At 61.5% G+C, this 25,834-nt stretch carries 27 protein-coding genes and 1 tRNA gene; 24 read left to right on the top strand and 4 right to left on the bottom strand.

Going from position 1 to position 25,834, the window contains the following annotated elements; all coding sequences use genetic code 11:
• Position 1 precedes the first annotated feature (1 nt).
• The 14 genes from OSA81_03610 to OSA81_03545 all read left to right on the top strand — a co-directional run bounded on the left by OSA81_03610 (position 2) and on the right by OSA81_03545 (position 10,837).
• On the top strand, positions 2 to 1,030 hold the full coding sequence (locus OSA81_03610) for an alpha-ketoacid dehydrogenase subunit beta (GenBank protein MDE0898079.1): 1,029 nt from the start codon (positions 2 to 4) through the stop codon (positions 1,028 to 1,030).
• 42 nt (positions 1,031 to 1,072) lie between these two features.
• The gene (locus OSA81_03605) at positions 1,073 to 2,440 is read left to right on the top strand and encodes a dihydrolipoamide acetyltransferase family protein (GenBank protein ID MDE0898078.1); all 1,368 of its coding nucleotides are present in this window, start codon (positions 1,073 to 1,075) and stop codon (positions 2,438 to 2,440) included.
• 100 nt (positions 2,441 to 2,540) lie between these two features.
• Positions 2,541 to 3,203 carry a lipoyl(octanoyl) transferase LipB gene (gene lipB / locus OSA81_03600; GenBank protein ID MDE0898077.1) on the top strand — a complete coding sequence of 221 codons (663 nt, stop codon included), beginning with the start codon at positions 2,541 to 2,543 and terminating at the stop codon, positions 3,201 to 3,203.
• A gap of 134 nt (positions 3,204 to 3,337) precedes the next feature.
• Entirely contained in the window at positions 3,338 to 4,462 is a 1,125-nt protein-coding gene (gene carA, locus OSA81_03595; GenBank protein MDE0898076.1) for a glutamine-hydrolyzing carbamoyl-phosphate synthase small subunit, read from the top strand.
• Positions 4,463 to 4,598: 136 nt separating this feature from the next.
• Positions 4,599 to 4,901 (top strand): integration host factor subunit beta, encoded by a 303-nt coding sequence (locus OSA81_03590; protein MDE0898075.1) that lies wholly within the window; start codon positions 4,599 to 4,601, stop codon positions 4,899 to 4,901.
• A 55-nt stretch (positions 4,902 to 4,956) separates the two neighbouring features.
• Complete coding sequence (locus OSA81_03585; protein MDE0898074.1) at positions 4,957 to 5,514, top strand: RNA polymerase sigma factor; 558 nt, start codon at positions 4,957 to 4,959, stop codon at positions 5,512 to 5,514.
• Positions 5,511 to 5,984, top strand: a complete 474-nt coding sequence (locus OSA81_03580) for a zf-HC2 domain-containing protein (protein MDE0898073.1) — start codon at positions 5,511 to 5,513, stop codon at positions 5,982 to 5,984. Before OSA81_03585 ends, OSA81_03580 begins: the two co-directional genes overlap by 4 nt.
• A complete protein-coding gene (locus OSA81_03575; protein ID MDE0898072.1) occupies positions 5,984 to 6,601 on the top strand; it encodes a hypothetical protein in 618 nt (205 codons plus the stop codon). The genes OSA81_03580 and OSA81_03575 overlap by 1 nt, the downstream gene beginning before the upstream one ends.
• A gap of 34 nt (positions 6,602 to 6,635) precedes the next feature.
• A complete protein-coding gene (locus OSA81_03570) occupies positions 6,636 to 6,917 on the top strand; it encodes a MoaD/ThiS family protein (protein ID MDE0898071.1) in 282 nt (93 codons plus the stop codon).
• 4 nt (positions 6,918 to 6,921) lie between these two features.
• The gene (locus tag OSA81_03565; GenBank protein MDE0898070.1) at positions 6,922 to 7,362 is read left to right on the top strand and encodes a molybdenum cofactor biosynthesis protein MoaE; all 441 of its coding nucleotides are present in this window, start codon (positions 6,922 to 6,924) and stop codon (positions 7,360 to 7,362) included.
• A complete protein-coding gene (gene moaA / locus OSA81_03560; GenBank protein ID MDE0898069.1) occupies positions 7,359 to 8,339 on the top strand; it encodes a GTP 3',8-cyclase MoaA in 981 nt (326 codons plus the stop codon). The genes OSA81_03565 and moaA overlap by 4 nt, the downstream gene beginning before the upstream one ends.
• A 132-nt stretch (positions 8,340 to 8,471) precedes the next feature.
• Positions 8,472 to 9,419: a malate dehydrogenase gene (mdh, locus tag OSA81_03555; protein ID MDE0898068.1), complete on the top strand. Its 948-nt coding sequence runs from the start codon at positions 8,472 to 8,474 to the stop codon at positions 9,417 to 9,419.
• A gap of 201 nt (positions 9,420 to 9,620) precedes the next feature.
• A tRNA-Asn gene (locus tag OSA81_03550) sits at positions 9,621 to 9,693 on the top strand.
• A gap of 112 nt (positions 9,694 to 9,805) precedes the next feature.
• Complete coding sequence (locus OSA81_03545) at positions 9,806 to 10,837, top strand: hypothetical protein (GenBank protein ID MDE0898067.1); 1,032 nt, start codon at positions 9,806 to 9,808, stop codon at positions 10,835 to 10,837.
• Between the two features lie 90 nt (positions 10,838 to 10,927).
• Here OSA81_03545 and OSA81_03540 read toward each other — a convergent pair whose 3' ends face one another.
• On the bottom strand, positions 10,928 to 11,758 hold the full coding sequence (locus OSA81_03540; protein MDE0898066.1) for a hypothetical protein: 831 nt from the start codon (positions 11,756 to 11,758) through the stop codon (positions 10,928 to 10,930).
• 116 nt (positions 11,759 to 11,874) lie between these two features.
• Between OSA81_03540 and OSA81_03535 the strand changes: the two genes are divergently transcribed.
• The gene (locus tag OSA81_03535) at positions 11,875 to 12,369 is read left to right on the top strand and encodes an FKBP-type peptidyl-prolyl cis-trans isomerase (protein MDE0898065.1); all 495 of its coding nucleotides are present in this window, start codon (positions 11,875 to 11,877) and stop codon (positions 12,367 to 12,369) included.
• A gap of 8 nt (positions 12,370 to 12,377) precedes the next feature.
• Here the strand turns inward: OSA81_03535 and OSA81_03530 are convergent, their stop codons facing one another.
• Positions 12,378 to 13,154 (bottom strand): class II glutamine amidotransferase, encoded by a 777-nt coding sequence (locus OSA81_03530; GenBank protein ID MDE0898064.1) that lies wholly within the window; start codon positions 13,152 to 13,154, stop codon positions 12,378 to 12,380.
• Positions 13,155 to 13,157: 3 nt separating this feature from the next.
• Complete coding sequence (locus tag OSA81_03525; protein ID MDE0898063.1) at positions 13,158 to 14,204, bottom strand: threonine/serine dehydratase; 1,047 nt, start codon at positions 14,202 to 14,204, stop codon at positions 13,158 to 13,160.
• A 170-nt stretch (positions 14,205 to 14,374) separates the two neighbouring features.
• On the opposite strand from OSA81_03525, the gene OSA81_03520 reads away from it, so the two are divergent.
• From OSA81_03520 to OSA81_03480, 9 genes are all read left to right on the top strand, one after another.
• A complete protein-coding gene (locus OSA81_03520) occupies positions 14,375 to 17,134 on the top strand; it encodes a TonB-dependent receptor (protein MDE0898062.1) in 2,760 nt (919 codons plus the stop codon).
• Between the two features lie 151 nt (positions 17,135 to 17,285).
• Positions 17,286 to 17,735 (top strand): thioredoxin, encoded by a 450-nt coding sequence (gene trxA / locus OSA81_03515; GenBank protein ID MDE0898061.1) that lies wholly within the window; start codon positions 17,286 to 17,288, stop codon positions 17,733 to 17,735.
• Positions 17,732 to 18,184 carry an arginine repressor gene (gene argR, locus OSA81_03510; GenBank protein ID MDE0898060.1) on the top strand — a complete coding sequence of 151 codons (453 nt, stop codon included), beginning with the start codon at positions 17,732 to 17,734 and terminating at the stop codon, positions 18,182 to 18,184. The genes trxA and argR overlap by 4 nt, the downstream gene beginning before the upstream one ends.
• 199 nt (positions 18,185 to 18,383) lie before the next feature.
• Positions 18,384 to 19,637: an argininosuccinate synthase gene (locus OSA81_03505; GenBank protein MDE0898059.1), complete on the top strand. Its 1,254-nt coding sequence runs from the start codon at positions 18,384 to 18,386 to the stop codon at positions 19,635 to 19,637.
• The gene (gene argH / locus OSA81_03500) at positions 19,634 to 21,058 is read left to right on the top strand and encodes an argininosuccinate lyase (GenBank protein ID MDE0898058.1); all 1,425 of its coding nucleotides are present in this window, start codon (positions 19,634 to 19,636) and stop codon (positions 21,056 to 21,058) included. Before OSA81_03505 ends, argH begins: the two co-directional genes overlap by 4 nt.
• Positions 21,059 to 21,137: 79 nt before the next feature.
• The gene (gene rpiA / locus OSA81_03495) at positions 21,138 to 21,833 is read left to right on the top strand and encodes a ribose-5-phosphate isomerase RpiA (protein ID MDE0898057.1); all 696 of its coding nucleotides are present in this window, start codon (positions 21,138 to 21,140) and stop codon (positions 21,831 to 21,833) included.
• Positions 21,834 to 21,849: 16 nt separating this feature from the next.
• On the top strand, positions 21,850 to 22,518 hold the full coding sequence (gene rpe, locus OSA81_03490) for a ribulose-phosphate 3-epimerase (protein ID MDE0898056.1): 669 nt from the start codon (positions 21,850 to 21,852) through the stop codon (positions 22,516 to 22,518).
• 362 nt (positions 22,519 to 22,880) lie between these two features.
• The gene (locus OSA81_03485; GenBank protein ID MDE0898055.1) at positions 22,881 to 23,570 is read left to right on the top strand and encodes a hypothetical protein; all 690 of its coding nucleotides are present in this window, start codon (positions 22,881 to 22,883) and stop codon (positions 23,568 to 23,570) included.
• A 65-nt stretch (positions 23,571 to 23,635) separates the two neighbouring features.
• Positions 23,636 to 25,015, top strand: a complete 1,380-nt coding sequence (locus OSA81_03480) for a TIGR01777 family oxidoreductase (GenBank protein ID MDE0898054.1) — start codon at positions 23,636 to 23,638, stop codon at positions 25,013 to 25,015.
• A 15-nt stretch (positions 25,016 to 25,030) separates the two neighbouring features.
• On the opposite strand, the gene trmH is transcribed toward OSA81_03480, so the two are convergent.
• Positions 25,031 to 25,684: a tRNA (guanosine(18)-2'-O)-methyltransferase TrmH gene (gene trmH, locus OSA81_03475; protein MDE0898053.1), complete on the bottom strand. Its 654-nt coding sequence runs from the start codon at positions 25,682 to 25,684 to the stop codon at positions 25,031 to 25,033.
• Positions 25,685 to 25,834: the final 150 nt, after the last annotated feature.

Raw genomic sequence — 25,834 nt, 5'->3', positions numbered from 1 at the left:
AATGACCGAACGTGAGACCCCCGAACATCTTCTCAAGACCCGACGTGGTGAGCCTGTCACGCTTCTTGAGGCGATCAGTGAAGCGCTGTTCGAGGAGATGACCCGCGACGAATCAGTTTTCATGATGGGCGAGGACATCGGAGTGTACGGGGGGGCGTTCAAGGTCACCCGTGACTTCCTCGAGCATTTCGGCGAGCAACGGATCATCGACACGCCGATCGCGGAAGGGGGGTTCACCGGTGCAGCTGCCGGTGCGGCCCACATGGGACTTCGACCTGTGGTCGAGATCCAATTCATGGACTTTATTTCGCCCGCATACGACGTAATTACAAACTACATCGCGACGTCGATGTACCGAGGTGCCGGGCCTATGCCGCTCGTCATCCGTGGACCGGTAGGCGGTGGAAACCGCGGGGGCCCATTCCACTCTCAGAACGTGGAGATGGCGTTCTTCCACACCCCGGGTCTCAAGATCGTGTATCCAAGCACGGCGTACGATGCGAAGGGTCTTCTGAAGGCGGCGATCCGCGACAACGATCCCGTGATCTTTGAGGAACACAAAGGCCTCTATCGAGCTCCGGCTCTTCGCGAAGTCCTTCCTGACGAAGACTACGTGGTCCCGCTGGGCAAGGCCCGGACGGTGCGCGAGGGCACGGACCTCACGATCGTGACCTATGGAGCGATGGTCCATAAGTGTTCGGACGCCGCGGAGACGCTGGCGACTGAAGATGGCGTGTCGACGGAGGTCATCGATCTCAGGTCGCTGATTCCCCTTGACGAAGAGGCGATCATCGCCAGTGTAAAGAAGACGGGCCGAGTTCTGATCGTGCACGAGGACACCCGAACCGGCGGCATTGCAGGCGAAATCGCTATCCGGATCAGTGAGAAAGCGTTCGAGTGGCTCGACGCACCCATGCTTCGAGTGACAGCGATTGACGCCCCGGTGCCTTACTCCGGCTCACTTGAAGATTACTTTTTACCGCAGACGGACGACGTGCTTAAGGCGTGTCGGTATCTTGCGGCTTACTAAGCAACCCTTTTCGGCGTACTAACTAACGCGGAGTGATCGAGCGTGGCTCGAATTGAAGTCCCGATGCCCCAGATGGGTGAATCCATCGCGGAGGGCACAGTCTCCCAGTGGCTCAAGCAGGTCGGCGATGCGGTCGAACGTGATGAGCCGATTCTTGAGATCTCGACAGACAAAGTAGACGCCGAGATTCCGGCGCCCTCTTCCGGTACCCTGGTAGAGATCGCGGTCCAGGAAGGCGAGACCGTCGAGGTCGGCACGATTGTCGCTTTCATCGACACCGAGGCTGGTGCGGTCGCCACCTCTCCGGCTGAGGCCGCGGTGCCGGAGCTTGCAGCTCCGGTGGCACCGGTGGCTATTCCCGTTGAGGCGGCGCCGATAGCTGCTCCTGTCGCAGCAGTGTCATCGGGGGAGCAAAGCGCGGAGGAGCGCCTCCGTACTCGTTCGACGCCGGTAGTCCGGAAGATTGCGGAAGAGCACGGGGTTGAGATTCAGTCGGTTCCTGGCACCGGTCACGCGGGCCGGGTTACAAAGCAGGACATCCTGACGTTCATCGAGTCGGGTGGAACGCCTGCTCCCGTAACCGCACCGGCAGCTCCGGCGGTGCGACCCGTCGTCCCGCCTGCAGCCCCGGCCGCCGCTTCAGCTCCGTCGGACCTGTGGCAGCGGTTTTTCAAAGAAGTCGAGCATCCTGAATTCCCAGTTCGGGAAGGCGACACGGTCGAGCCGATGGACAAGATCCGTCGCCTGACCGCGGAGCATATGGTTCTGGCGAAGCGCGTCGCCCCTCACGTTCACTCTTTCATTGAGGTGGACTTCTCGGTGATCGATCGTGTTCGCACGGCGAACAAGCCGAAATGGGCTCAGCAGGGTGCGAAGGTCAGCTACACGGCCATCATCGCCTGGGCCGTTTCGCGGGTGCTGCATGAGTTCCCGACCGTGAACTCGACTGTGTCCGGTAACAACATCATTTTCCGCGGCAACATTCACCTGGGCATGGCGGTGGACTTGAATCCGGGGCTCATCGTCCCAGTGGTTCACGATGCAGACCACCTCAGCCTGGTCGGTATCGGCAACAAGATCGTCGATCTGGCTGGCCGAGCACGGAATCGGAAATTGGTGCCGAATGAAATTCAGGGCGCGACGTTCACGATTACGAATCCGGGCGTGCTCGGAACGCTCGTGGGGCTGCCTGTGATTCCGAAAGGGACTTCCTCGATCCTTGGACTTGGCGCGATCGAGAAGCGTGTTGTCGTAGTCACGGACCCAGAGACCGGTGCGGACTCGATGGCGATCCGAAAGCGGTGTCTTTTCTCGCTCGGGTACGACCACCGGGTCGTGGACGGAGCGGACTCGGCGCGATTCCTGGCACGCCTCAAGGACATGCTGGAGAACTTCCCCGAGGACGCATGATCGAATCGCGGTACTCGGCAGAACTACGCCCTCGGAGCCTCACTGCTTCCGGGGGCGTTGCCGTAGTGCCACGTGTGAATGTCGGGGCCCGCGGCATCCGATGAAGACCTTGCACCAGCTCGTGGTGCTGACTCCGGGCAGTGTGCCCTACGGGGTCGCGCTCGAAATGCAGAAGGAACTCGTTGCTCAGCGTCGGGCAGGAGAAGTTCCCGACACGCTTATAGTGCTTGAGCACCCTCATGTGATCACGATGGGATCCAGTTCGCACGTGGATCATATCCTCGCGGACGAAGCCGAGCGCGAACGCCGGGGCATCGGTCTGCACGAAGCCGGTAGGGGCGGGGACGTCACCTACCACGGGCCTGGCCAGCTTGTCGCATATCCGATTCTGGATCTGAAGCCCGATCGAAAGGACCTGCACCGCTATCTCAGAGATTTGGAAGAGGTTCTCATCCTCGTCGCGGCTGACTTCGACATTGAGGCCTGGCGTAGCAAAACAGGGACCGGTGTCTGGACGGAGGTCGGCAAGCTGGCTGCAATCGGGGTGCGTGTATCGTCGGGTTGGATCACATCTCACGGGATCGCCCTTAACGTGAGTGCAGACCTTTCGTATTTCGGGACGATTGTGCCATGTGGAATCCCCGACGGTGGGGTGACCTCTATCGAGCGGGAAACAGGGAGGGCGCCAGATCCGGAGAGGGTTCGCACTGCCTTTGTCGAGCGCTTTGTGCAGGTCTTCGGTCACGAGTCGCGCGTCGCGTAGCTGAGGTGGCTCCACGATGTCAGGTCGGTCGCAGTCGCCCTTGAACAGGTCGACGGTGGCACGGAGTTGACCCGACTCCTGTGCCCGGTAGCTTTTCTGGAGCGTTCCGGGAATCGGATGCTGCACACCACGCCATGGAGGCTCCGCTGGACCACACTGCGTACCTGCTTCTCGAGGACGGCCGCCGCTTTGACGGCCAGTTGATCGGCGCGTCTACTGTGGCCCATGGAGAGGTGGTGTTCAACACCTCCATGACGGGCTACCAGGAAGTGCTCACGGACCCGTCGTACACGGGTCAGCTCGTGATTATGACTTACCCGCTCATCGGGAACTACGGCGTCAATCCAGAGGATTGCGAGTCGCCGGTGCCCCAGGTGAACGGATTCATCGTACGGGAGGCCTCCCGGATGCATTCCAACTGGCGCTCGGAAGGCGGTCTGGACGAGTACTTGTCGGAGCACGGCATCACCGGGATCTCCGACGTGGACACACGTGCCCTGACCCGTCACATCCGGTCAAAGGGGGCCATGAGAGGCGCTGTTGTCGGCATCAGTTGCGATCAGGACGAGATCCTGGAGGAAATCCTGGCTCAGCCTCTCATGGAAGGGTTGGACTTGGCCAATGGCGTCTCCACTCAGAGGCCATACGAGGTGCCGGCCGTGGGGACCGAGCGGTTTCGGGTGCTCGCGTACGACTTTGGTGTGAAGGCCCACTCGCCCAAGCTCCTCGCCGAGCGCGGCTGCCATGTGACGGTGATTCCCGCGGACACACCGGTCGAGGATATCCTGTCGAACCCTCCGGATGGGCTGTTCGTCTCGAATGGACCAGGAGATCCCGCTGCCGTCGGGGCAGCAGAGCAGGCGATTCTCGGCTTGGCCCGAGCGGACGTGCCCGTATTCGGCATCTGTCTTGGTCACCAGCTCATATGCCGAGCATTCGGAGCCACAACGTTCAAGCTTCCCTTCGGGCATCACGGCGGGAACCATCCGGTGAAGAACCTCGATCGTGAGACGGTCGAGATTACCTCGCAGAACCACGGCTTCGCCGTGAAGGCTGACGAGGACGGGTCGATCCCCGGGGCAGCTGACCTTCGTCTGACACACGTCAACCTGTACGACGGCACCGTAGCAGGTGTGGAGCACCGCGAACTGCCGGTGATTTCCGTGCAATACCATCCTGAGGCCGCCCCCGGTCCACACGATAGCCGCTACCTGTTCGACACGTTTATTGGACTGATGGAGGCCCGCCGAGGGATCTGAGGCTTTCGCCTCCGCTATCCTCGCAAGTCGCTATCCCCCAACGACTCCGACAAACTTGCGACTCGCTTGTGGGCTCGTTACAGTCTCCGCTCGCTTACGACTTGAGCGTGCCGGAACACGGCCTCTGGAGACGATAATGACGAAGGCAGACTTGGTGGAACAGGTAGCCGAAGCCATCGGCCCTGGAATCACCAAGAAAGATTGTGCGTTGGTTGTGGACGGCTTTCTGAACGCGGTGAAGCTGGCGCTCGCCAACAACGAGAACATTGAGATCCGCGGCTTCGGCACTTTCAAGGTTCGTAAACGGAAGACGCGCATGGCGCGGAATCCGCGGACGGGCGACTCCGTAGAGGTTCCCTCCCGCTCTGTGCCTGTCTTCAAGCCCTCCAAGCATCTTCGGGCCCGCGTCGAGCGTCTGGACAAGATCAGCAGCTTCTAGCGCTTCGGTTGTCCCGCCGAATTAACGTTTTGAACGTTCAGGCGTTCTATATACCGTGAGCGAAGAACACAGACTTCAGACGGACCTTTCCGACGCAGAGTTGGTCGAGCGAGCCCGTGCTGGGGAGGATGCAGCGATGAGTGCTCTGGTGCAGCGCTACCACGGCGCCTCGTACCGTGTGGCCTTATCTGTGGTAGGCGATAGCGACACGGCGATGGACGTAGCCCAGGACACGTTCTTGAAGGCGTTCCGTTCGCTGGATCGATTTCGAGGCGATGCATCGTTCAAAACCTGGCTGCTGACCATTACGGCGAACGAAGCGCGAGGCGTTCTGCGCAAGCGTCAGCGGCGGCAGGAAATATCGATCGACGATGCAGGTCCCATCAGTGCCGATGGAATCGATCCGGTGGAGGCGGCCGCGATCACGGACGAATCGACGAGAGCACGCACCATGCTGGAGCGGTTACCGGAGAAGCAAAAACTATCCGTCTCGCTTCGGATCGATGAAGGACTGAGTTTCAGAGAGATCGGAGACGTGATCGGGTCGAGCGAAGGCGCGGCCCGAGTGAACTACTTCCACGGAGTCCGAAGGCTGAGGGAGATGATGGAATGAAAGAGACAGAGTGTGGCACGGTCAGGGAGTTACTTCCGGGATTCGGCACGAACCGAATCGAAGCACGGGATGCGGAACACGTCGAAGCACATCTCTCGGGCTGCGCTGAGTGTCGAGAGGAACTGGAGTTGGTCGAGAGCCTGTTTGCCGCGCGGCCACAGCCTCCGGTGGATTCTGTTGCGCAGATTCTTGCCGGAGTGCATGCAGAGCGCCGCCGTGGGAGACGGCCCTGGTGGGGTATTTCTGCCGCCGCCGCTATCGCGTTGGCGATCGGCGTCGGCATCGCCTTGGACCCCGACGCCGTGCGGACCGGGGCTCCGGAGTACGCGACCGAGCTGGCAGAGGGTGAACTCTGGCTGAGTGATGGCGGACTCGTTGCTGGGGCACCGACGCTGGAGGGCCTCTCCGATGAGGCGCTACAGGCCTTGTTTGATGAGCTCACTGCAGGCAGCGCCGGGGGTGCAGTCTAATGGCGCCCCGTCTGGCCGTCCGGCTGTTTGCCACAGCCATCCTGATGACCGCGACCGTCGCCGGACCACTGTCCGGCCAGGACCAGCCCCCCGGGCGGCGTGGCCCCTCCCCTGAGCAGCGCGCGCAGCTCGAGGAGCGCATCCGGACGAGGATGTCGCGCATGATGGAGGAGCGCCTTGAACTGACGGAAGACGAGGCGCGGTCGCTCTCCGCGGTCGTGCGCAGGTTTGATCGCCGTCGACGTGACCTGATGCGGAGAGAGTCCGTTGTCCGGCGTCAGGTGGAGGCACTTATCGAAGCTGATCGTGGGGACGAGGAAGCGGCGGCAGGGCTTCTCGCCAGCGTGATCGACCTGCGGCAGACGGAGAGCCGCCTTTTAGTCGAAGAGCAGGCGGCGCTGCGTGAAGTCCTTTCCCCCATGAAGGTCCTTCAGCTGCAGTCGCTTCGCGAAGAGCTCGGGCGCCGCATTCGCCGATTGCAGGGTGGGGAGAACGGAGGTCGAGGGCGAAGGGGCGGTGGTGGCCCGAGCGGTGAGAATGAGGGCGAGCACTCGAACCGGCGTCACGGCCGTAGCGGGAACGTTGCAGGCGTTTACGGGGTGCCTCTATCTCTTTAGCCGCCTGACGTGATGTTTCAACATGTCAGGTTAGATGAACCCTCTCCTCACGGCCCACTCTCCCGTGTCCTTTTCTGTCAATGCACTCTTCTTCGCTGCGTACCGAGATCTCGTCGGAAGTGGTGAAATCGCGGTGGAGTTGCGTGAGGGTGCCACGGTCGCGGACCTCGTTGCGGACCTGAGAGGGAGAGGCGCGCCGTTTGACTTTCTGCCGACGGAGCCCGCGATCGCCGTCAATCACACATACGCGTTCATGGATGAAGTCCTGAATCCGAACGACGAAGTCGCTTTCATCCCACCTGTGGCGGGGGGATAGGTCTTTGATTTCCGCCTTCGTCGGCCCTGACCCCATTGATCCGACCGACTTGTTTCGACGTGTCGGCTCGGACGAGGACGGCGCCTCCTTGCTCTTCGTGGGTGTAGTTCGTGACCATGCCGATGGTCGTCCCGTGAGCGGGATGCGGTATGACGCCTATGCCGACATGGCCCAGACCGTGCTCTGTGAGATTGCGAGCGAGGCAGCCGCCCGGCTGGGCACGGATCGGCTCGTGGTCGTGCACCGCACCGGTGACCTCGCGATCGGAGAGGTATCCGTTGCGATTGCGGCATCGAGTCCGCATCGCGCCGAGTCGTTCGACGCGACCAGGTACGTCATCGAGGAGATCAAGAAGCGTCTCCCCATCTGGAAGAAGGAACACTATGCGGACGGGACCGCCGAGTGGGTCAAGGGCACCGTTCCTCCCGTAGGAGAGCCAAGGTGATCGATCAATTCGGCCGTCGCGTGGAGTATCTGCGCGTGTCTGTCACGGACAAGTGCAACTTGCGATGTGTCTACTGCATGCCGGAGGAAGGGCTGCCGTGGCTCAAGCGTGAGCAACTGCTCAGCTACGAGGAGATTGCTGAGATCGTACGGACGATGGCTGGCATGGGACTGAAACGCGTCCGGATCACGGGTGGCGAACCCCTCGTGCGTCGAGACCTGCCCGACCTGGTCAAGATGATCGCGGCCGTCCCGGAGATCGATGATCTCTCGCTGTCCACGAACGCGGTGCTCCTCGAGGACCAGGCCGAAGCGCTGCGTGATGCGGGCATCCAGCGCCTTAACGTCTCACTTGATTCACTCAGGGCCGACCGAGTCGACAGTATCTCGCGACGTCCGGGCTCGTTCCCCAAGATCATGGCGGGCCTCGACGCTGCTGAGGCTGCGGGCTTCTCCCCGATCAAGATCAACGTGGTGCTCATCCGAGGGCAGAATGATGACGAGATCGAGGACTTTGCCGCGATCACACGCGAGCGCCCTTGGCACATCCGGTTCATCGAGATGATGCCCACCGGGGCGAACCTCGAGCTGAGCGAGAAGCAGTTCATATCGTGCACCGAAGCGCTGCGGCGCATCGAGAAGATCGACGCGCTCGAACCGGTCGAGGGTCCGTTCGGAAATGGGCCGGCACTGTATCACAAGTTCCCCGGGGCCCCAGGCACGATCGGGGTCATCACTCCGATGAGTCACAACTACTGCGATCGATGCAACCGGATGCGGCTTACGGCCGATGGTCAGCTGCGGCCGTGTCTTTTTGGGTCGATGCAGACGAACCTGAGGGATCCACTTCGGGCGGGTGAAGACCTTGTTCCGCACATCGTTGAGACGCTCCAGACCAAGCCTGAGCGGCACTATCTGATTCAGGGCAGCTCTGCCGGTTCGGGTGGCCTGATCGCGTTGTCGCAGACCGGAGGCTGAGCGGGGTAGACCTCCCTTTCAGCCTCGTTATACTCCTGCGGGTCGGCGTCTCGTCCGGCTCGCAGAGACGACCCTGTGGGCCCACTCTGCTGTCGAATTGAACGAAACCCTGCTGCGGAGCGGACGTTTTTCATGAGCGCGAATAAGATTACTGTCGTCGGTGCCGGACACGTGGGAGCCACCTGCTCTCAGCTTCTGGCCCAGAAGGAACTCGCCAAAGAAGTCATCCTCGTCGACATCGCCGAGGGTATCCCGCAAGGTAAGGGACTGGACCAGTGGGAGAGCGCCCCAATCGAGGGCTGCGACTCGCGGGTCTACGGCTCGAACGACTACGAGGCGTCCGCAGGGTCGGAGATCTTCATCGTCACGGCCGGAATCGCTCGCAAGCCGGGGATGAGCCGAGACGATCTACTCAAGACGAACGCTGGCGTCATCCGTTCGGTCACGAACGAGATCAAGCGCGTCGCTCCGGACTCGATCATCATCATGGTGACGAATCCACTCGATGTGATGGCTCAGGTTGCCCTCGAGGCTTCCGGCTTCCCGCGCGAGCGAGTCATCGGCATGGCCGGCGTTCTCGACACCGCGCGCTATCGCTCCTTCATCGCGCTCGAGCTCGACGTGTCGATCGAAGACATCCAGGCACTCGTCCTCGGGGGCCACGGCGACACCATGGTGCCGCTCGCCAGCTACACGTCCGTGAGTGGAATTCCGCTCACTCAGCTGATACCGCAGGATCGGATTGACGCGCTTGTGGAGCGCACCCGGAAGGGCGGGGGCGAGATCGTTTCCCACCTCAAGACAGGGAGCGCGTACTACGCGCCCGCCGCGGCCGCCGTCCAGATGGCCGAGGCCATCGTCAAGGACAAGCGCCGGATTCTTCCGTGCGCTGCCTGGCTCCAGGGTGAGTATGGCTTCAACGACATGTATCTCGGCGTGCCGTGCCTCCTTGGTGAGAACGGACTCGAGCGGATCGTCGAGGTCGAGCTTGGTGAGGCAGAGCGGGCTGCGCTGAAGACCAGCGCCGATCACGTGACATCCACCGTCGCCGCACTGAAGGCGATCGAAGCCGCAGGTTGATGATTGAGCTCCGTCCCCGCTCACGTTGATCGGGCGTGAGATCAGAGCCAGGATGAGGGCATGATGATTCGCACAAGCAATTCGAATTCGATATGCAATCGCAATCCCCGGAGGGGTTGCGGCCGCGAGCTCGTATAGCTGAACGAAGCGAAAACGAGACGGCTGCGACTCCCCAAGGGGGTCGCGGCTGTTTTTTGTTGATGGGGTGTAGCTCAATTGGTAGAGCGCCTGGTTGTTACCCAGGAGGTTCGAGGTTCGAACCCTCTCGGCCCAGTAGCTTTTTCGCCACGTAGTGCTTGCGGTGAGCTGAACGACGACTAGCCTGCTATCTCATCGGAAGGCGGACCGCTCCGAGGGCCGCCCTGTCTCATCGAATCCAACTCACGATGAACCAACCTAGCACGGAAGACTCAGGAGATTTCGGCGGCAAGCGGGCCGCAGAGCTTGCCGATGAGGCCGCTACCTGGGACGCCTCTTCACTCGTAGCCGCCACTTCTGATGACATCCCTTTGGTCGATGTGGAGTGCTACTTCGCGACGGGTGATGCTGCCGAACTCGAAAGGCTCGGAGAACAGATCCGATTCATCGGTGAGAACACCGGCTTCCACTGTCTGGTTGGGCACGGCATCGATACGGAGATGTTCGCATCGATTTTCGCCGCTGCGAAAAGCTTTCTCACCTCTCCCGATGACATCAAGAGTCAGGTCACGATCGACGATCCCGCTGCGGCAGCACCCGGGATCGGCTGGTTGCCACTCGGTGAGCGACGGCTGCCGGCGAGAGCAAAAGGAAATCTCAATGAGGCGGTCCTTTTCAAGCGAGACCGGACACTGCGCCTGGGGGACAACCCGTGGCTACCTGAGTCCGTGCTGCCGGGATTCCAGACAGCTGTCGAAGCTTATGCCGCTGAGATCGAGCGGGTCGCCCTGGCGCTGTTGCCGATCTATGCCGTAGCGCTCGAGCTCAGTCCTGACTGGTTTGAACCGGCGTTTCAGTCGCCGTTCTATCGGTTGCGGATGACCCGGTACACCGACACGACGAACGCGGCGGTGGATCAGTTTGGGATCGCACCACACGTGGACACGAGCTTCTTCACGCTCCTCGCCCAATCAGGGCCTGGATTGGCGGTCTATGGTGAGCAGCGGAAGGTGTGGCTCACTGCACCAGTCATTCCGGACGCCCTAGTGGTGAATACGGGGGAGCTCCTGAGACAGTGGTCGAACGACCGGTTCGTCAGCGTCAAGCACTTTGTGCCACCTCATCGCGGCGAGCGAGACAGGTACTCCGTGCCGTTCTTCTTCAACGCAACAGCCAACTACCCACTGGAATGCCTGCCGACATGTCAGGGTCCGGACAACCCGCCGCGATATCCGGCGGTGTCCTACTTGGAGAGCCAGGGAGTCGCGCAGAGGGAGTAGCTGCGCATTTGTTTCGCCGCACACCAGCGTGAAGCTCAAGGTGATCGGAGAAGGTGAAGCGACCCGCGAGATCTCATAACCGCGCAGACGTCACCGCCCGCTTGAGAACGCCTCCGGCCCGAGCTCTGGGTTGAGTTCGAAGTCGTGCGTGTAGAGGATCTTGGTCACCTGCCCGTCGTCATTGAAATGGACACGGCGGCCGACGAAGGTGTAACCATCGATCGTCCGGATATCCTCGAAGCGCAGGTAATTCCAGTTGGTACGCCCTTCTTCCTTGTAGGCAACCTGGACTGGCCAGGTGCGTCCGCCTTCGAACCAGTACTGCCACGTGTCACCGTCATGTAGCCCGACGCCGTCGCCGAAGCTCACTCCGACCATTGTGCGGCCCAGGTCGTCAGCGCCCCGGTTGTGCAGGTTCACGCCGCTGTCGCGCAGCTTGTAGGGCAGGGCGATCCAGTAATTGAGGTCGCCAGAGACATACTGGACCTCATCGAAGTCCTTGGCTCCGGCCGAGAGTGTTGTGCTGTTCAGACGGGCCCAGACCTCTGAGCCGTCCCAGCCCTGCTCGATGAAGTCGTCTCCCTCCCACCGGTCGATCCGTCCCAGTTCCCCTTGTGAGGAGCGCGCGATCGTGACGTAACGGGGGCGCGTGCGGCGGAGCCTGGAGCTGCCTGCGTCGTACATCTCCGTGGTGAGCGTGTACCGTGCGCCCTCCAATTTGTCGTACGTCGCGAGACCGCCGAGCGCGTCGATCCAATCGCCGACGAGCTTCTCCACCTGCATGTCTTCGGTCGACTCCTGTGGCATCGCTGTCGCGGCCGACACGGTCGTGGTCACAGCTCCCTGGCCGATCACGCCAGCGGCTATCACGGCGGCGGCGAAGGTCCTTGGTACGGGCCGCACAAGCATTCTGGATGTCATTGCCTCTCCGGGGTCCTTGGTATGGGTGACGGCTGGCGGACCATCGATCGTCACGAGTCCTCAATATGCGATACGAAGATCTTGCTCCCTCTCAGGAAGGCAAGGTAGTCTCTGGCATGACGAACAGACCTCATCTTACAAAATCTCTTGTAGCCCTAGTCCTCGCTTGTACCCTCGCAGCGTGTGGAGGCGGTACGGCGACCCGAGACCCCGCGTCAGCAGATTGGGACCCGGCCGATCTCTTCTATTCCCTCCAGCTCGGAATCGATCTGTCCGAGTTCGAACGCACCTCTTCGGGCCTCTATGTCCAGGATGTCGAGATCGGGGACGGGCCGCTCGCTCGGCGCACGAGCCGGGTCTGGATTCACTATGTCGGCTGGCTTCCTGACGGAACCGTGTTCGACGCGAGCTTGGGCGGCGATCCCTACCACCTCAGGCTCGGTGGAAGTGAAGTGATCCGTGGATGGAACGAGGGAATCGTCGGCATGAAGCGCGGCGGCACCCGCCGTCTGGTGGTTCGCCCAGGGCTGGGCTACGGATCCCGAGGTCGGGGGGATATCCCGCCCGGAGCGACGCTAGTATTCGAATTGGAGCTAATAGATGTCGACTGACCTGAGCCTCAGCCTGACACGAGCGGGGACTGCGTGACTCCGCATGCATCGATTACAACTGAGGTGTGGTCCGGGATGTGGTTCCAGTCTGAGTCGCCCTCCGGGGGTTCTGACGTCAGGATGTGACCGTCCGGGGCGAGGTTCGAGCCCGTCGCCGTGTACATAGAGTTGGTTCGGTCCACATTGCTGCTTCGGACGGCGGCGAGAACCTCCCCGTCCGATAGAACCATGTTCAGCTGAGCTTCCTCCTGCCCGACTCTCTCCGTGACCCGCCGGACCACGGCAATCAGGGCGTCGACGAGGCTCGTGCCGTTTCGGACTTCCGCCAGGGCCAATAGAAAGAGGGTCTCGGAATCCGATGCCCCTCGCAGCCGACCGTAAAGCTCGTCTGGAAGCGTCGAGCGCAACGCGCGCATGTGGCTGGCTCGGAAGTCAGGTACGAATCCGTTGAGCACGAAGCTCCACTGGTCATCGACCATCGGCAGCAGGCCGGATCGATCCACGGGAATGCCTGGTGTACCGTTCCGCAACGCCGCTATTACCGTCCCGGCCCGAATCGTATCAAGTGTTTGACGGAGATCGTCGTCGTACCAGATAGGCCGGGCCTCCGCGATTCGAGCCGGCCTGCTTTCGTGATACCAGACCACTCCGTAGCCATCCGCGTTCACAGACCCGGAGATCAGTTCATGCGGAGCCCAGCTCTGCTGGTAGAGCGAGTGGTCACCGCCATACACGAGCGAGGCGACCCTCGTCGGCTCACCCAGATAAGCCAGCAGTCGGCACATGAACTAGTCCGAAGCCGAAGGGTTTGCATCAGGTGGGCTCGTAGCCGATGTCCCGGTAGCCAACGGATCATTTGAGGGTCCATCGCGCTGAGCCAGAAGGGAAGCCAACTGCTCGAGGTCTGCGTTGCCTCCGCTCAACACGATGACGACCGGCCGGTCGTCATCGACCTGGATATTTCCCGAGAGCATTGCGGCTAGGCCTGCCGCGCCCGAAGGCTCGACCAGCAACTTGGTGCGCTCCAGGATCAGAGCGAGTGCGGCGATGATCTCGGCATCTTCGACGAGGACCACACCCTCTGCGTACTCCGCAAGTATCGCATGGTTGAGGACCCCGGCCATCGGGGCCCCCAGGCCGTCCGCGACCGTATCCACCCGATCGAGGTGGACTGCATGTCCTGCTGCGAGACTGTCGTGCATTCCAGCCGCCCCCTCCGGCTCAACACCCCAGATCGCTGCGTCAGAGCCGGATGCAGCAAGGGCCACGGAAATCGCCGATGAAAGGCCACCACCGCCGACGGGAATGACTACCGTGCCGACCTCGGGTGCATCCTCAAGTATCTCGAGACCGCACGACGCGTGTCCAGCTATGACCTCTTCGTCGTCGAACGGGTGGACAAAGGTCAGTCCGCGCTCCTCGCTCACCTCGAGGACTCGCTTGAATGCTGCGGAGGCGTCGCCATGAAGAATGACTTCGGCTCCGTACTCCTGGCTCGCGCGCACTTTAGTCGGTGAAGCGTGCTCGGGCATCACGACGACACTCTGGACTCCCGTTGCCGAGGCGGCCCAGGCTACTGCCTGCGCGTGGTTCCCGGCAGAGATCGTGGCGACTCCGCGAGCTCGCTCCTTGTCGCTCAGGGTCAGGAGCCGGTTGAGAGCCCCCCGAACCTTGAACGCGCCCGTCTTCTGAAGGTTCTCACATTTGAGCCAAACCTCGGCCCCGACACGCTCGGAGAGAGTACGGGAGTAGGCCAGGGGCGTCCGGTGGACGGCCGCGGCGATACGCTTGTGTGCGATCTCCAGCCTGGGCAGAGAAAAATCCGGAAGGGTCATGGCCGCATCATGTCGAGATCAGTCGAGCTTCGCCAGATCGGCTGGCCGTGGTACTGGGGAACTGGGGAACTGGGGAAGCTCGCTGGGAATGATTGCGACTTCCAGCTTTTAGGGTCTACGTTCAAGTTGGATCCTACCGTTGGAATTCCTTTCGGCTTCGTGAGGCTGACATGTGCCAACAATTCGTGCGAACTCTATTAGCGACCTTTGTGGTCGCGTTCCTGTTCACCGGCACCGCCGCCGCTCAGCAGGGAACCCTCACCGGGACCGTGACGAATGAGACCGGAGCGGCAGTCCCCCAAGCTCAGGTCACGATCCGGGGCGGTGCTCCCCGCACGGGTGTGTTGGCGAATGACCAGGGCGTCTATCTGGTGAACCTGCCTGCGGGTTCCTATGTCGTGATCGTGAGCCACGTTGCGCATGCAGATGCACGCTTCGACGTGTCTGTTGGACCGAGCGGCACGACGACGCTGGACATCTCGTTGCTTACTCAGGCTGCAGCCCTGACCGGGGGCGGCGTTGTCGTCACGGTCGACCGCACGTCGGTAGGCGCTGGTGGGAGGCTCGTCGAGTCAGCCGCCACGACCGATGTGATCACGAGTCAAGAGATCCAAGAGTTCGCGACGTTCAACAGTGCCGATCACCTGCGGAATGCTCCCGGCGTGGATGTAGTAACGCACGGAATGCAGAACTCGAACATCGTGGTGAGGGGGTTCAACAACATTTTCTCCGGCAGCTTGCACATGCTGTCCGATTATCGACTGGCAGGTGTTCCGTCACTCCGGGTGAACTTGCTTCACTACATCCCGACCATCGACGACGACATCGATCGGATCGAGGTCGTCCTAGGTCCGGGCTCGGCTCTGTACGGGCCAAACACGGCCAACGGGGTCGTTCACATTATCTCCAAATCACCACTCTCTGAGCAGGGGACGTCGTTCACTTTGGGGAGCGGGACGAATGGCGGAGGGGGCCCCTCTGCTTACCAAGGATCAATGCGGTCGGCCTTTCTTCTCAGTGAGAACCTCGGCGTGAAGATTTCTGGACAGTACCTGTCCGGAGATGAGTGGGAATACGTCGACCCGACCGAGCAGACGGCTCAGGCCTTTGCCGACGCGAACCCGGCGGTCTGTCAGGCAGACAAAATCACGCGGGGCCTCAGCACGGCAGAGGCGGGCGTCGCCTGCGGTCGGATCGGCGATCGGAAATATGAAGTCGAGCGCTGGAGTCTCGAAGCGCGGGCGGACTACCAGTTCGCAGAAGACGGGACGTTCGTGACGACATATGGGCGAAACACCTCGAGTGGTATCGAGTTGACCGGCCTCGGCGCCGGCCAGACCGAGGACTGGGTCTACGACTTCTTTCAGGCGCGTTTGAGCAAAGGGCGCCTGTTCGCTCAGGGTTATTACAACGGGAGTAACTCCGGAAATTCCTTCCTGTTGCGGGACGGCGTCACGCTGGTCGATGAGTCTTCCCTGAAGGTCGCCCAGGTCCAGCACGGCATCGACTTCGCAGAGGGGCGTCAGGACTTCACCTACGGTTTCGATTACTACCGTACGAATCCTGCATCCTCCCGCCGTATCTATGGGGCCTACGAAGACGTCGACGAGATGACCGAGTGGGGAGGGTATCTGCAGTCGAAGACCGCCCTCATGCCGAAACTCGACCTGATCATCGCAGGTCGCATCGACTCGCACTCGGTCTTGCCCAACAACGTATTCTCTCCGAGGGCCGCGCTGGTCTTCAAGCCGAACGAGAACCACGGCATCCGCCTCACGTACAACAAGGCGTTCTCCACCCCATCTGCGCTGAACTATTTCCTCGACATTGGTGGTGGTTTCGCTCCACCACCGATTGGTGCACTCGGGTTCACGACCCGAGCTTACGGTAGTGGGCTCGACGGGTGGTCTCTGCGCGGACCGGACGACACGTTCGCATGGATGCGTTCGCCGTTTACACCGGCAGGCTCGGGCGGGGCAGGCCAGCTCGTGCCCGCCCAGACGCCTCTCATGTGGCAGTACTACGTCGGGGTGCTGGCTGCGGCCGGTGGCATCGACCCAGCGACCGCGGCGTTCCTCTCCTCGCTTACCCCAGGCAACGGAGACATCGTTGCGTTGGCGATTGACCCGAACACCCAGGCCGCGCTGCCACTCAGCCAGCTCGTTCTTCCCGATCTGCCGCCGACAATCGAGTCGACCACACAGACGTTCGAGGTGGGCTGGACGGGTGTCATCAGCGATCGAATCTCGATCGCTGCTGACCTGTACTACACGAGGAAAAACGACTTCATCTCGCCGCTCCTCGTGCAGACGCCTCTCATCGGTCTCGACCCGGTCTCGATGGAGGCCTACCTGACCCCGATCGTTGGCCCGGCAACGGCGGCTGCGCTTTCGGCAGGTGCGGGCAAACCTGGGAGTCCGATCGCACTCCCGTTGGGTGTCCAGTCGTCCAACAATGTGGGGGCGCAAGGCGCTGACCTGATCGTTTCGTATCGCAACGTCGGTGACATCGACCTCTGGGGCGGGGACATCTCCTTCCAGGCCTTCCTCACCAACGAGCTATCGATGACCGGGTCGTTCTCTCATGTCAGTGATGACACGTTCCCGATCTCTGACGGATCACCGATCGCTCTTAACGCTCCGAAAGAGAAAGGGACTGTTGGACTCGCCTACCGCAATGTCGTCAGCGGGCTCAGCGCGTCGGCTCGTGTCCGATTCGCATCCGGTTTCCCGGCGATCTCGGCCGGGTTTGACGGTGATGTCGATTCGTCGTCACTGGTTGATCTGACGGCTGGATACACGATTCCGAGCACTCGGGCGACGCTTCAGGCTTCCGTGACGAATCTCTTCGATACGGCTTGGCAGTCCTTCGTGGGCGTGCCGGCGATCGGTCGCTTCATGATGCTCCGAGTGAAGTACGACCTCTTCTGATTCGAGCAGCTGGCGTGTCTTGGCCGGAGATAGACGAGGCCCTTTCACCGTTGGGTGGCAGGGCCTCGTTGTTTGGCAGCTCTTCGCAAAGGCCGGAACCCTTGCAAGGTTCCGGTTACCTGACGTCCCAACTTGAACCAGAGGATCAGCCTTGAGTGACGAAACGACCGCGACCGGAGTGTCCCTGCGTTGCGGTTTCTGTCTCGAGATCAACGAGGTCGACCTGTCGACCTCGACTAACCGTCCAGCGTGTACGGCGTGTAGCAAGCCGATGCTGCTCGATAGGCCTGTGAAGGTGGCCCAGGAAGATTTCGAGCGCACGGTTCTTCAGGCCAAGGTGCCTGTTCTCGTCGACTTCTATGCGGACTGGTGCGCGCCGTGCAAGATGGTGGCGCCGCTGATGGACGAAGTCGCACAACAGCAGATGGGTAAGATGCTCGTGGTGAAGATCGACACCGATGCCTCGCAGGACATCGCGATGCGATACGAGATTCGCAGCATTCCGACGGTCATCGTCTTCGCTGGCGGTGAGGAGGTCGAGCGCAGTCTGGGGTTCGAGCCTGAACGCGTGCGGGGCTTCGTCGAAAAGGCGGTGGCATGAGCAAGCGAGATCGTCATTCGCAGATCATTGAGGTCGTTCGGACTCATCGCGTTCCGAGCCAGGAGTCGCTGCGGGAGCTGCTTCACGCGCGAGGGACAGAGGTGACTCAGGCAACGTTGTCGCGGGACATGAGGGAGCTTCGTCTAGTGAAGGTACCAGGTGCTGACGGGGTTGGTTTCTACTCCTCTCCCGAGGAGTGGAACAGCACGCCTTCCCTTGAGTCCCTGTTGCCGGCGCTCTTCCACAGCGCCGATGGCGTGGACCACCTGCTCGTGGTGCGGACGATGAAGGGCGGCGCGCAAACGGTTGCGGCCGCGATCGACTGGGAGGAGTGGCCGGAGGTTCTGGGGACTCTGGCAGGGGACGACACCATCCTTCTGATCCTGCGAGACCCTGGCGCACTTCCAAAAGTCAGGGCGCGTATCGAAGCGATGGCCGCACACCGGTAGACCGCCGTTGACACCATGCATAACTAGTGAATATTTATACTTCGATCACTTGTGTGATCCACATCTCGGCATGCAAAACAGGGGACCGGGGGCGGAAGTTTGAGGCAATCGGCTCTCCGACGCTTTGGCGGGAAGCTGTCGGTCTTCTGTCCTCCGGGCCTCTTTTTGAAAAAATGGCACTGCGTTAGGGAGCATGAATATGAAGGTCGTTCTCGGATACTCGGGTGGGCTCGACACTTCGGTGATCGTGCCGTGGCTCAAGGAAAATTACGACGCAGACGTCGTGTGCATGGCTGGCGATGTGGGTCAGCCTGGTGGACTCGATGGCTTGAAGGCGAAGGCGATGCGCACCGGTGCATCGGCCTTCTACGGCGAGGACTTACGCCAGACCTTCGTTGAAGACTTTGTATTTCCCACGCTGAAGATCGGCGCTGTATACGGCCGTAAGTATCTGCTGGGCACCGCGATGGCTCGTCCGATTCTGGGTAAACGCCAGGTCGAGATCGCGCACCAATTAGGTGCGGAAGCTGTTGCGCACGGGTGCACCGGAAAGGGCAACGATCAGATTCGTTTCGAGCTGTCGTACGCAGCGCTGGGCCCCGAACTCGACGTTATCGCTCCTTGGCGTGAGTGGGACCTCACCTCGCGTGAGGAGTGCGTGGCTTATGCTCGGGCGCGGAACATTTCGCTAGAGGGCGTGGACGAATCGAAGCTGTACTCAAGAGATGAGAATCTCTGGCACATCTCGCATGAAGGCGGACCGTTGGAAGATCCGGCCTTCGAGCCTGAGGAAGCGATGTACCTCTGGACGCTCGCTCCGGAGCTCGCACCTGATGAGGCTGAGAATGTTGTCGTTGGATTCGACGCAGGCGTCCCGGTCTCGCTCGACGGCGAGGTCATGGGAGCAGTTGAGCTTCTCTCGACACTCAATGAAATGGGCTCTCGCCACGGTGTTGGGCGTGCTGACCTGGTGGAAAACCGCTTGGTTGGGATGAAGTCGCGCGGTGTGTACGAGACTCCCGGTGGGATGATTCTTTACGAGGCGCTGAAGGATCTCGAGTCGATCACGCTCGACCGGAGGTCGGAGGGACTCAAGGATGAGATGGCACACCGATGGGCTGACATGCTTTACGAGGGCCGGTGGTGGACTCCGGAGCGTGAGGCGATGCAGGCGATGGCCGATGTGCTCTCGAAAAATGTGACTGGCTCGGCTACCGTGAAGCTGTTCAAGGGTTCGACCCGTGTGGTAAGCCGCACGAGCCCGGTCTCGCTGTACCGCGAGGACCTGGCCAGCTTCGGGCACGCTGTCACCTATGATCATGCGGACGCTCAGGGGTTCATTCGCCTCTTCGGACTTCCGATCCGGGCCGCTGCTGCGGTTGAAGGCCAGCGGCCCGCTGATGCCGACGTGTCGAGGCTGATCGAGGGGGTCATCGAAGCGGGGGCCGTCTGAGTACGGCGGAGGGCGCCGACGCCTCAGGGTCACTCTGGGGTGGGCGTTTCGAAGATGGGATGGCGCCGGAGATGGTTCCGTTCAATCTCAGTCTTTCGATTGACCAGAGGCTGTGGCGGGAGGACGTTCGCGGGAGTGTCGCTTGGGCCCGGGCCATCGGAAACGCAGGCGTTCTGACGCCTGACGAGACCGCCGCTATTGTCGAGGGTCTTGGGGTCGTTGCCACGCGAATCGAGACCGAAGGTTTCGCGGGGGCATCGGAAGAGGACATCCACTCGCTTGTCGAGCGCATGCTGGGTGAGGCTGCCGGAGACATTGCTGGCAAGCTACACACGGGCCGTTCGAGAAATGACCAATCGTCCACGGGCGTCCGATTGTATGGGATGTCTTCTTGCGATCGCCTGATCGGTCGAGTGCTCGATCTCACGGGAGCGCTTCATGGCTTGGCTCAGCAGGGACGCGAAGTGGTCATGCCAGGATACACGCACCTCCAGCAGGCCCAGCCACTTCGGGCGGCACAGTGGGCGCTGAGCCACCTGTTTCCTCTCCTCCGAGACGTCGAACGACTTCGCGCGGCCCGGTCGGCTGCTTCGGTAATGCCGTTGGGGTCAGGGGCGATCGCGGGCTGTCCGTTCCCTGTCGACCGGGAAGTGCTTCGCACTGAACTCGGCTTCGACCGGGTGTCGGAGAACTCGGTGGATGCGGTTTCCGACCGCGACTGGATCTGTGACCTGACCTATGCGGGTGCGATGATCGGGGTACATCTGTCCCGTCTCTCGGAAGATCTGGTCCTCTTCTCGAGCACCGAATTCGGATTCGTCAGGCTGAGTGACGGCTTCAGCACGGGGTCGAGTTTGATGCCTCAGAAGAGGAATCCAGATGTCGCAGAGTTGGGTCGCGGCAAGTCCGGTCGCCTCCTCGGCAATCTGATGTCGATTCTTACCCTCCTCAAGGGGCTCCCCACCAGCTACAACCGGGACCTCCAGGAGGACAAGGATCCGCTCTTCGACACGATTGACACACTGGATCTCACGCTGCCCGCGATGACCGGCGCGATTCGCACGGCCGCATTCCGCCCGGACCGAATGCTGGCGGTAATGGACGCACAGCTGCTGGCGACTGATATCGCGGACTACCTGGTCAGACGGGGGGTGCCGTTCCGGACGACCCACGAAGTGGTGGGAAGGCTGGTGAGACGGGCCGAACTCGCAGAGAGTTCTCTCGCGGAGCTCTCTCTCGACGACTACCGCGAGGCGCACGAGACCTTCGACGAGGATGTCTTCGAGGTGTTCGACTGGAAGGCGTCTGCCGATGCTCGGACGGCCTCGGGCGGCACGGCGCTTGGCGCGATCGATGCGCAGCTTTCGGAAGCGAGGCGCCGGATCGAGGGCGCCGCTGCACGCGGGGCCGAGCAGGGCTGATCTCCGGGTGGTACCCGCTTCTCTCGATGGGTACATTGCTGCGCCGATCCACTGATTAGCCTCGGGACACGCTACGCTCGTGAGCCAAGATGAACTGAAGCGCGCTGCAGCAGCCACCGCCCTGGAATCGGTCGAGAGCGGAATGGCACTGGGACTGGGAACAGGAAGTACTGTCCGCCATCTGGTTGACCTTCTGGGCGACGCCCTTACCGAGGGACGCCTCACGGACATCGTTGGCGTTCCGACGTCGATACAGACTGAGCGGCAGGCTCGCTCGCTGGACATCCCGCTTGCCGAACTGGATGATCGCCCGCGCCTCGACCTCACCATCGACGGTGCCGACGAGGTGTCTCCTGAACTCGATCTGATCAAAGGGCTCGGTGCGGCTCTGTTGCGGGAGAAGATGGTCGCACAGGCGTCTGATCGACTCATCATCATCTCGGATGACAGCAAGCTCGTTGATCGGCTGGGTCAGAAGGCGCCGCTTCCCGTTGAGGTCGTCGATTGGGCCCTCGGTGCCCAGGCTTCTTTCCTCGCCGGTACCGGGGCAGAGGTCGTTCTGCGCGTGTCCGACGAGGGATCTCCCATCCGTAGTGACAACGGCAATGTGTTCCTTGATTGCCACTATGTGACGGGAATCCCGGATCCTGTGGCGTTGGCGGGAACGCTGGCATATCGGGCGGGCATCGTCGACAACGGGCTGTTTCTGGGGATGGCTGACATGGCAATTATCGCTTCTGCAGATGGAATTCGAACTATGACGAGAGCCGCATGATGCCAGGAATGGACCGATGAGTGGAATGGTAAAGCTGGCGCCGTCGATTCTCTCTTGTGACTTCTCGCGACTGGGAGAGCAGATCCAGGCGGTTGAGAGCGGCGGGGCTGATTGGATCCATGTCGATGTCATGGACGGACAGTTCGTCCCGAACATCACGATTGGGCCCGTTATTACGGAAGGTGCACGGCGGTCCACGGACCTTCCGCTTGATGTGCACTTGATGATCGAGGACCCTGATCGATATCTCGAAGCGTTCGCGAAAGCGGGCGCGGACATTTTGACAGTCCACGTAGAGGCCTGCCGGCACCTTCATCGCACGCTACAGCGGATTCGTGAGCTAGGCGTCAGGGCGGGCGTCGCCGTGAACCCTGGCACACCCCTCGAGTCGATTGAGGAGGTCCTTTCAGATCTTGACCTGTTGTTGGTCATGTCTGTGAACCCGGGATTTGGTGGCCAGTCCTACATACCAGCCAGTTCCGACAAATTGCGGCGCGCGCGGGCGATGCTCGACGAAGCCGGCTCCTCGGCCGAACTCCAAGTCGATGGGGGCGTGCACGTCGGAAATGCAGCGGAGATTGCGGCCACTGGGGCCACCGTTCTCGTTGCCGGATCTGCCGTGTATGGTCACAGTGATGGACCCGCCGCCGGTGTCGTGGCCATTCGGGACACCCTGTCGAGTTGACCCGCCCGGGGAACGGCACTAAGGCATGAATTCTCTACCGGAAATCATGGCCTTGGGGCCTTTTGTCAAAAAAACTGCAATATCGGGGAAGCTGGCTGGTCATTCGCGGCGCCGCGCTGTACCTGTCGGCTGGAGCACTCGAGGAACTCTCGTTCTGCGGATATCCTCGTTTTTCGGACCTGCTTCGCCAGTTCGCTCTGGCGATATGCCAGAGTTTCCAGTGTCGGGAGCTGAATTTCTGGTAGCGAATGTAGGGGATGATTTCGGCGATCCCAGAATAAAGAGGGCTAGGGTAAAATGACGCGAAAAGGATTCACCGTTTTCGAGGACACGGTCTCCTGATTTCTTATTTACTCAGCCTCGTGCCCACACCGTTGGTCGCTGCGGCGGCCCTCGGAGCCGGTGTCGCTTCGGCAGGCGTCGGTACGGCTGTGGCCGGTGGCCTCAGGCGCCGTGGTGTCCGCGTTGCCTACACCCGAAAGCTCTTCCACCTGTGTGTGTTCACATCTGCTGCGGTCGTTCACACCTTCTGCGGGTTGCCCGGGACTCTGGTCTTCGGGGTAGTGGTGGCCTTGGTGGTGCTGGGAGCAGTTGCAGGTGGAGAGGGCAACGTCCTGTATGATGCGCTTGCCCGTGACTCTGATCGACCCCGCCAGACGCTGTTCATACTGGTCCCGCTGGCGGCCACCGCCGTTGGAGGCCTCGCGGCAGCCATCTTCGCCGGTCCATACGCGGCGGTTGGGTATCTGGCTGCGGGGTGGGGTGACGCGATCGGCGAGCCGGTGGGATCCCGGTGGGGCAAACACCCCTATCGTGTGCCGTCGCTTGTCGGGGTCCCTGCGACCCGTACGCTAGAAGGTTCAGCCGCTGTGTTCGTTGTGGCTTCGGTCGGCTCGACCGTCGCGCTGAGCTCGATTGGCGGCGCACCGCTGTGGGGAGGCATACTTTGTGGTGCAGTCGCGGCCCTCGTCGAGGCTGGCAGCAATCACGGGCTGGACAATTTTACGGTGCAATTTGTTCCGTCGATCGCTGCCGTACTGTTGTTTGGGTGAAGGGACCTAGAGTGGACACGGGGGTAGTGGCGGCCTGACGGCACTTCCTGCTTAACCTGTTAAGAATGCGTTATTCATTTCGCACTGAGCTCGCAGACCACGCGCCAGAAGATGTATTCGATTGGCATGAGCGTCCGGGAGCGATTGAACGTCTGACGCCGCCCTGGGCCGATGTCGAGGTCCTACACCGGAGTGGCGGCATCCAGGACGGAGGTGCTATCAGCCTCAGCATCCGTCGTGGCCCGACGCGGTTCCGCTGGGACCTCACGCACCGAGATTACGAGTACGGCAAGCAATTTCGGGACGAGCAGGTGAGGGGCCCGATGAAAAGCTGGCTTCATACTCATGGCTTTGAAGCGGGCGCGACCGGCGGCACGGTCGTGAGCGATGATCTCGAGATCGAACTGCCCGGCGGAGCTGCTGGCGCCACGTTTGGGCCGAGTTTAATCAAGCGAGAGCTGGAGCGGCTGTTCCGATTCCGCTATCAGCGTCTCTTCACGGACCTGGCCCGTCACGCACCGTACCGTGACCGGAAACCACTCCGTATCGCCATCACGGGAGCGTCCGGGATGGTAGGATCCAACCTGAAGCACTTCCTGAGCACCGGCGGGCACGACGTCATTTCGCTGGTTCGGGACAGCCGTCGCATGGATGATCGATCCGTCTTTTGGAATCCCGCCGCGGGTGTTCTGGATCCGGCGGGACTAGAAGGAGTCGATGCGGTCGTACACCTAGCTGGCACCTCCATTGCTTCCGACCGCTGGACCGAGTCTCGTAAGCGATCGATCAAGCAGAGCCGGGTTCGCGGAACTGAACTCCTCAGTCGCACGCTTGCGACCATGAAGAATGGCCCGCGTGTGCTCGTCTCCGCTTCGGCCGTGGGTTTCTACGGAGATCAAGGCAAGAAAGTCATCACGGAAACGGCCCCGGCCGGCAAAGGCTTCCTCGCCGAGGTGTGTCGCGATTGGGAGGGGGCCACCACGCCGGCCGAACGAGCGGGCCTGCGGGTCGTGACCCTGCGCACGGGGGTCGCGTTGTCGCCGACGGGTGGCGCCGTGGGACAGATGCTCCTCCCATTCAAAATGGGCGCTGGCGGACGCCTCGGGTCCGGGAAACAATACGTAAGCTGGATCGACCTCGATGATCTGCTAGGTGTGATCTTGCATGCGATTCAGGACGACTCTCTGAGCGGACCGGTTAACGCCACTTCGCCCAACCCCGTGCTAAATTCGATGTTCACGTCGGCGCTGGGGCGTGCTCTGGGGCGGCCGACGATCGTGCCGGTCCCGGCCCTGGCGGTGAAGGCGCTTTTCGGGGAACTCGGAAAAGAGGCACTGCTGTGGGGACAGCGAGTGCAGCCCAAGAAGTTGATCGAATCAGGCTTTGAGTTTTTCTACGAAGGTGTAGAGGATTCGCTGCGTTTTCAGCTGGGGCGGATGCTCTAAGCGATCAGATGGGGGCTACGTACCCCGGACGATGTCACCGTCTTCACTAAGCTGCGGATACGGCTTGTCTGCGGCCCTGCGAGCTTTCGCCACGGTGGGGTAGGCCCATTCGAACAGCGTCTTCTCGAGGACGGTGGGATCCAGTCGGGAGCTGTCATACATCCCTGCGGCCTGGCGCTGTCTGAGCGCCTCAAAGAGCAGGAGCGAGGTAGCCACCGAGACGTTCAGGGAATGGACCATCCCCATCATCGGGAGGACCACTTGGGCGTCGGCGCTCCTGAGGCCCTCGGGCGATACCCCGTGAAGTTCAGCTCCCATCATGATCGCTGTGGGTCGGGTGAAATCGACCTCGCGGTAGTCCGTAGCGGCGGGGGAGGGATGGGCGGCGAGTACGGTGAAGCCCTGGGACTGCAGGTGTGTAACAGCCTGCTCGACGTCGTCATGGCGGCGCACGCGAACCCATTTCTTCGTGCCGGCCGACGTCCCGTGATGCAGATCTAGTCCGTGGCTTGGGGGCACGACGTGGGCCTCCAGTATCCCGACTGCGTCGCAGTTCCGAAGAATCGCAGAAAAGTTGTGTGACTTGTGGACCTGATCCATGACGACGGTCAGGTCGGGCTGACGGCGAATCAGGGCCGCACGAATGCGGGAGAAGCGGGCTGGATTCATACGAACAAGTTAGCCGGGTGGCGGAGGGAGAGCACGGCAGGTCTGGAGCCATCAGGTCACGAATCATGATGATATCGGTTGGGTCCGTGCAGGACGTGATCTTCTCCAGCTCCAGTGGGAGGCGGAGAGGTTCCGCGACCATGCGCTGAT

This window comes from Longimicrobiales bacterium (genome assembly GCA_028823235.1).
GTDB lineage: Bacteria > Gemmatimonadota > Gemmatimonadetes > Longimicrobiales > Gaopeijiaceae > UBA2589.
Note: the sequence above shows the minus strand (reverse complement) of the source record. Positions and strands in the feature narration are given on the sequence as shown.

Coding starts and splice junctions, on each gene's coding strand:
- OSA81_03540 (MDE0898066.1), bottom strand. CDS start 11,758: ATGACATCCAGAATGCTTGTGCGGCCCGTACCAAGGACCTTCGCCGCC.
- OSA81_03535 (MDE0898065.1), top strand. CDS start 11,875: ATGACGAACAGACCTCATCTTACAAAATCTCTTGTAGCCCTAGTCCTC.
- OSA81_03590 (MDE0898075.1), top strand. CDS start 4,599: ATGACGAAGGCAGACTTGGTGGAACAGGTAGCCGAAGCCATCGGCCCT.
- lipB (MDE0898077.1), top strand. CDS start 2,541: ATGAAGACCTTGCACCAGCTCGTGGTGCTGACTCCGGGCAGTGTGCCC.
- carA (MDE0898076.1), top strand. CDS start 3,338: ATGGAGGCTCCGCTGGACCACACTGCGTACCTGCTTCTCGAGGACGGC.
- OSA81_03530 (MDE0898064.1), bottom strand. CDS start 13,154: ATGTGCCGACTGCTGGCTTATCTGGGTGAGCCGACGAGGGTCGCCTCG.
- OSA81_03505 (MDE0898059.1), top strand. CDS start 18,384: ATGAAGGTCGTTCTCGGATACTCGGGTGGGCTCGACACTTCGGTGATC.
- argR (MDE0898060.1), top strand. CDS start 17,732: ATGAGCAAGCGAGATCGTCATTCGCAGATCATTGAGGTCGTTCGGACT.
- OSA81_03610 (MDE0898079.1), top strand. CDS start 2: ATGACCGAACGTGAGACCCCCGAACATCTTCTCAAGACCCGACGTGGT.
- OSA81_03545 (MDE0898067.1), top strand. CDS start 9,806: ATGAACCAACCTAGCACGGAAGACTCAGGAGATTTCGGCGGCAAGCGG.
- OSA81_03570 (MDE0898071.1), top strand. CDS start 6,636: ATGAACCCTCTCCTCACGGCCCACTCTCCCGTGTCCTTTTCTGTCAAT.
- OSA81_03575 (MDE0898072.1), top strand. CDS start 5,984: ATGGCGCCCCGTCTGGCCGTCCGGCTGTTTGCCACAGCCATCCTGATG.
- OSA81_03525 (MDE0898063.1), bottom strand. CDS start 14,204: ATGACCCTTCCGGATTTTTCTCTGCCCAGGCTGGAGATCGCACACAAG.
- rpe (MDE0898056.1), top strand. CDS start 21,850: ATGAGTGGAATGGTAAAGCTGGCGCCGTCGATTCTCTCTTGTGACTTC.
- OSA81_03520 (MDE0898062.1), top strand. CDS start 14,375: ATGTGCCAACAATTCGTGCGAACTCTATTAGCGACCTTTGTGGTCGCG.
- OSA81_03580 (MDE0898073.1), top strand. CDS start 5,511: ATGAAAGAGACAGAGTGTGGCACGGTCAGGGAGTTACTTCCGGGATTC.
- mdh (MDE0898068.1), top strand. CDS start 8,472: ATGAGCGCGAATAAGATTACTGTCGTCGGTGCCGGACACGTGGGAGCC.
- OSA81_03480 (MDE0898054.1), top strand. CDS start 23,636: ATGCGTTATTCATTTCGCACTGAGCTCGCAGACCACGCGCCAGAAGAT.
- trmH (MDE0898053.1), bottom strand. CDS start 25,684: ATGAATCCAGCCCGCTTCTCCCGCATTCGTGCGGCCCTGATTCGCCGT.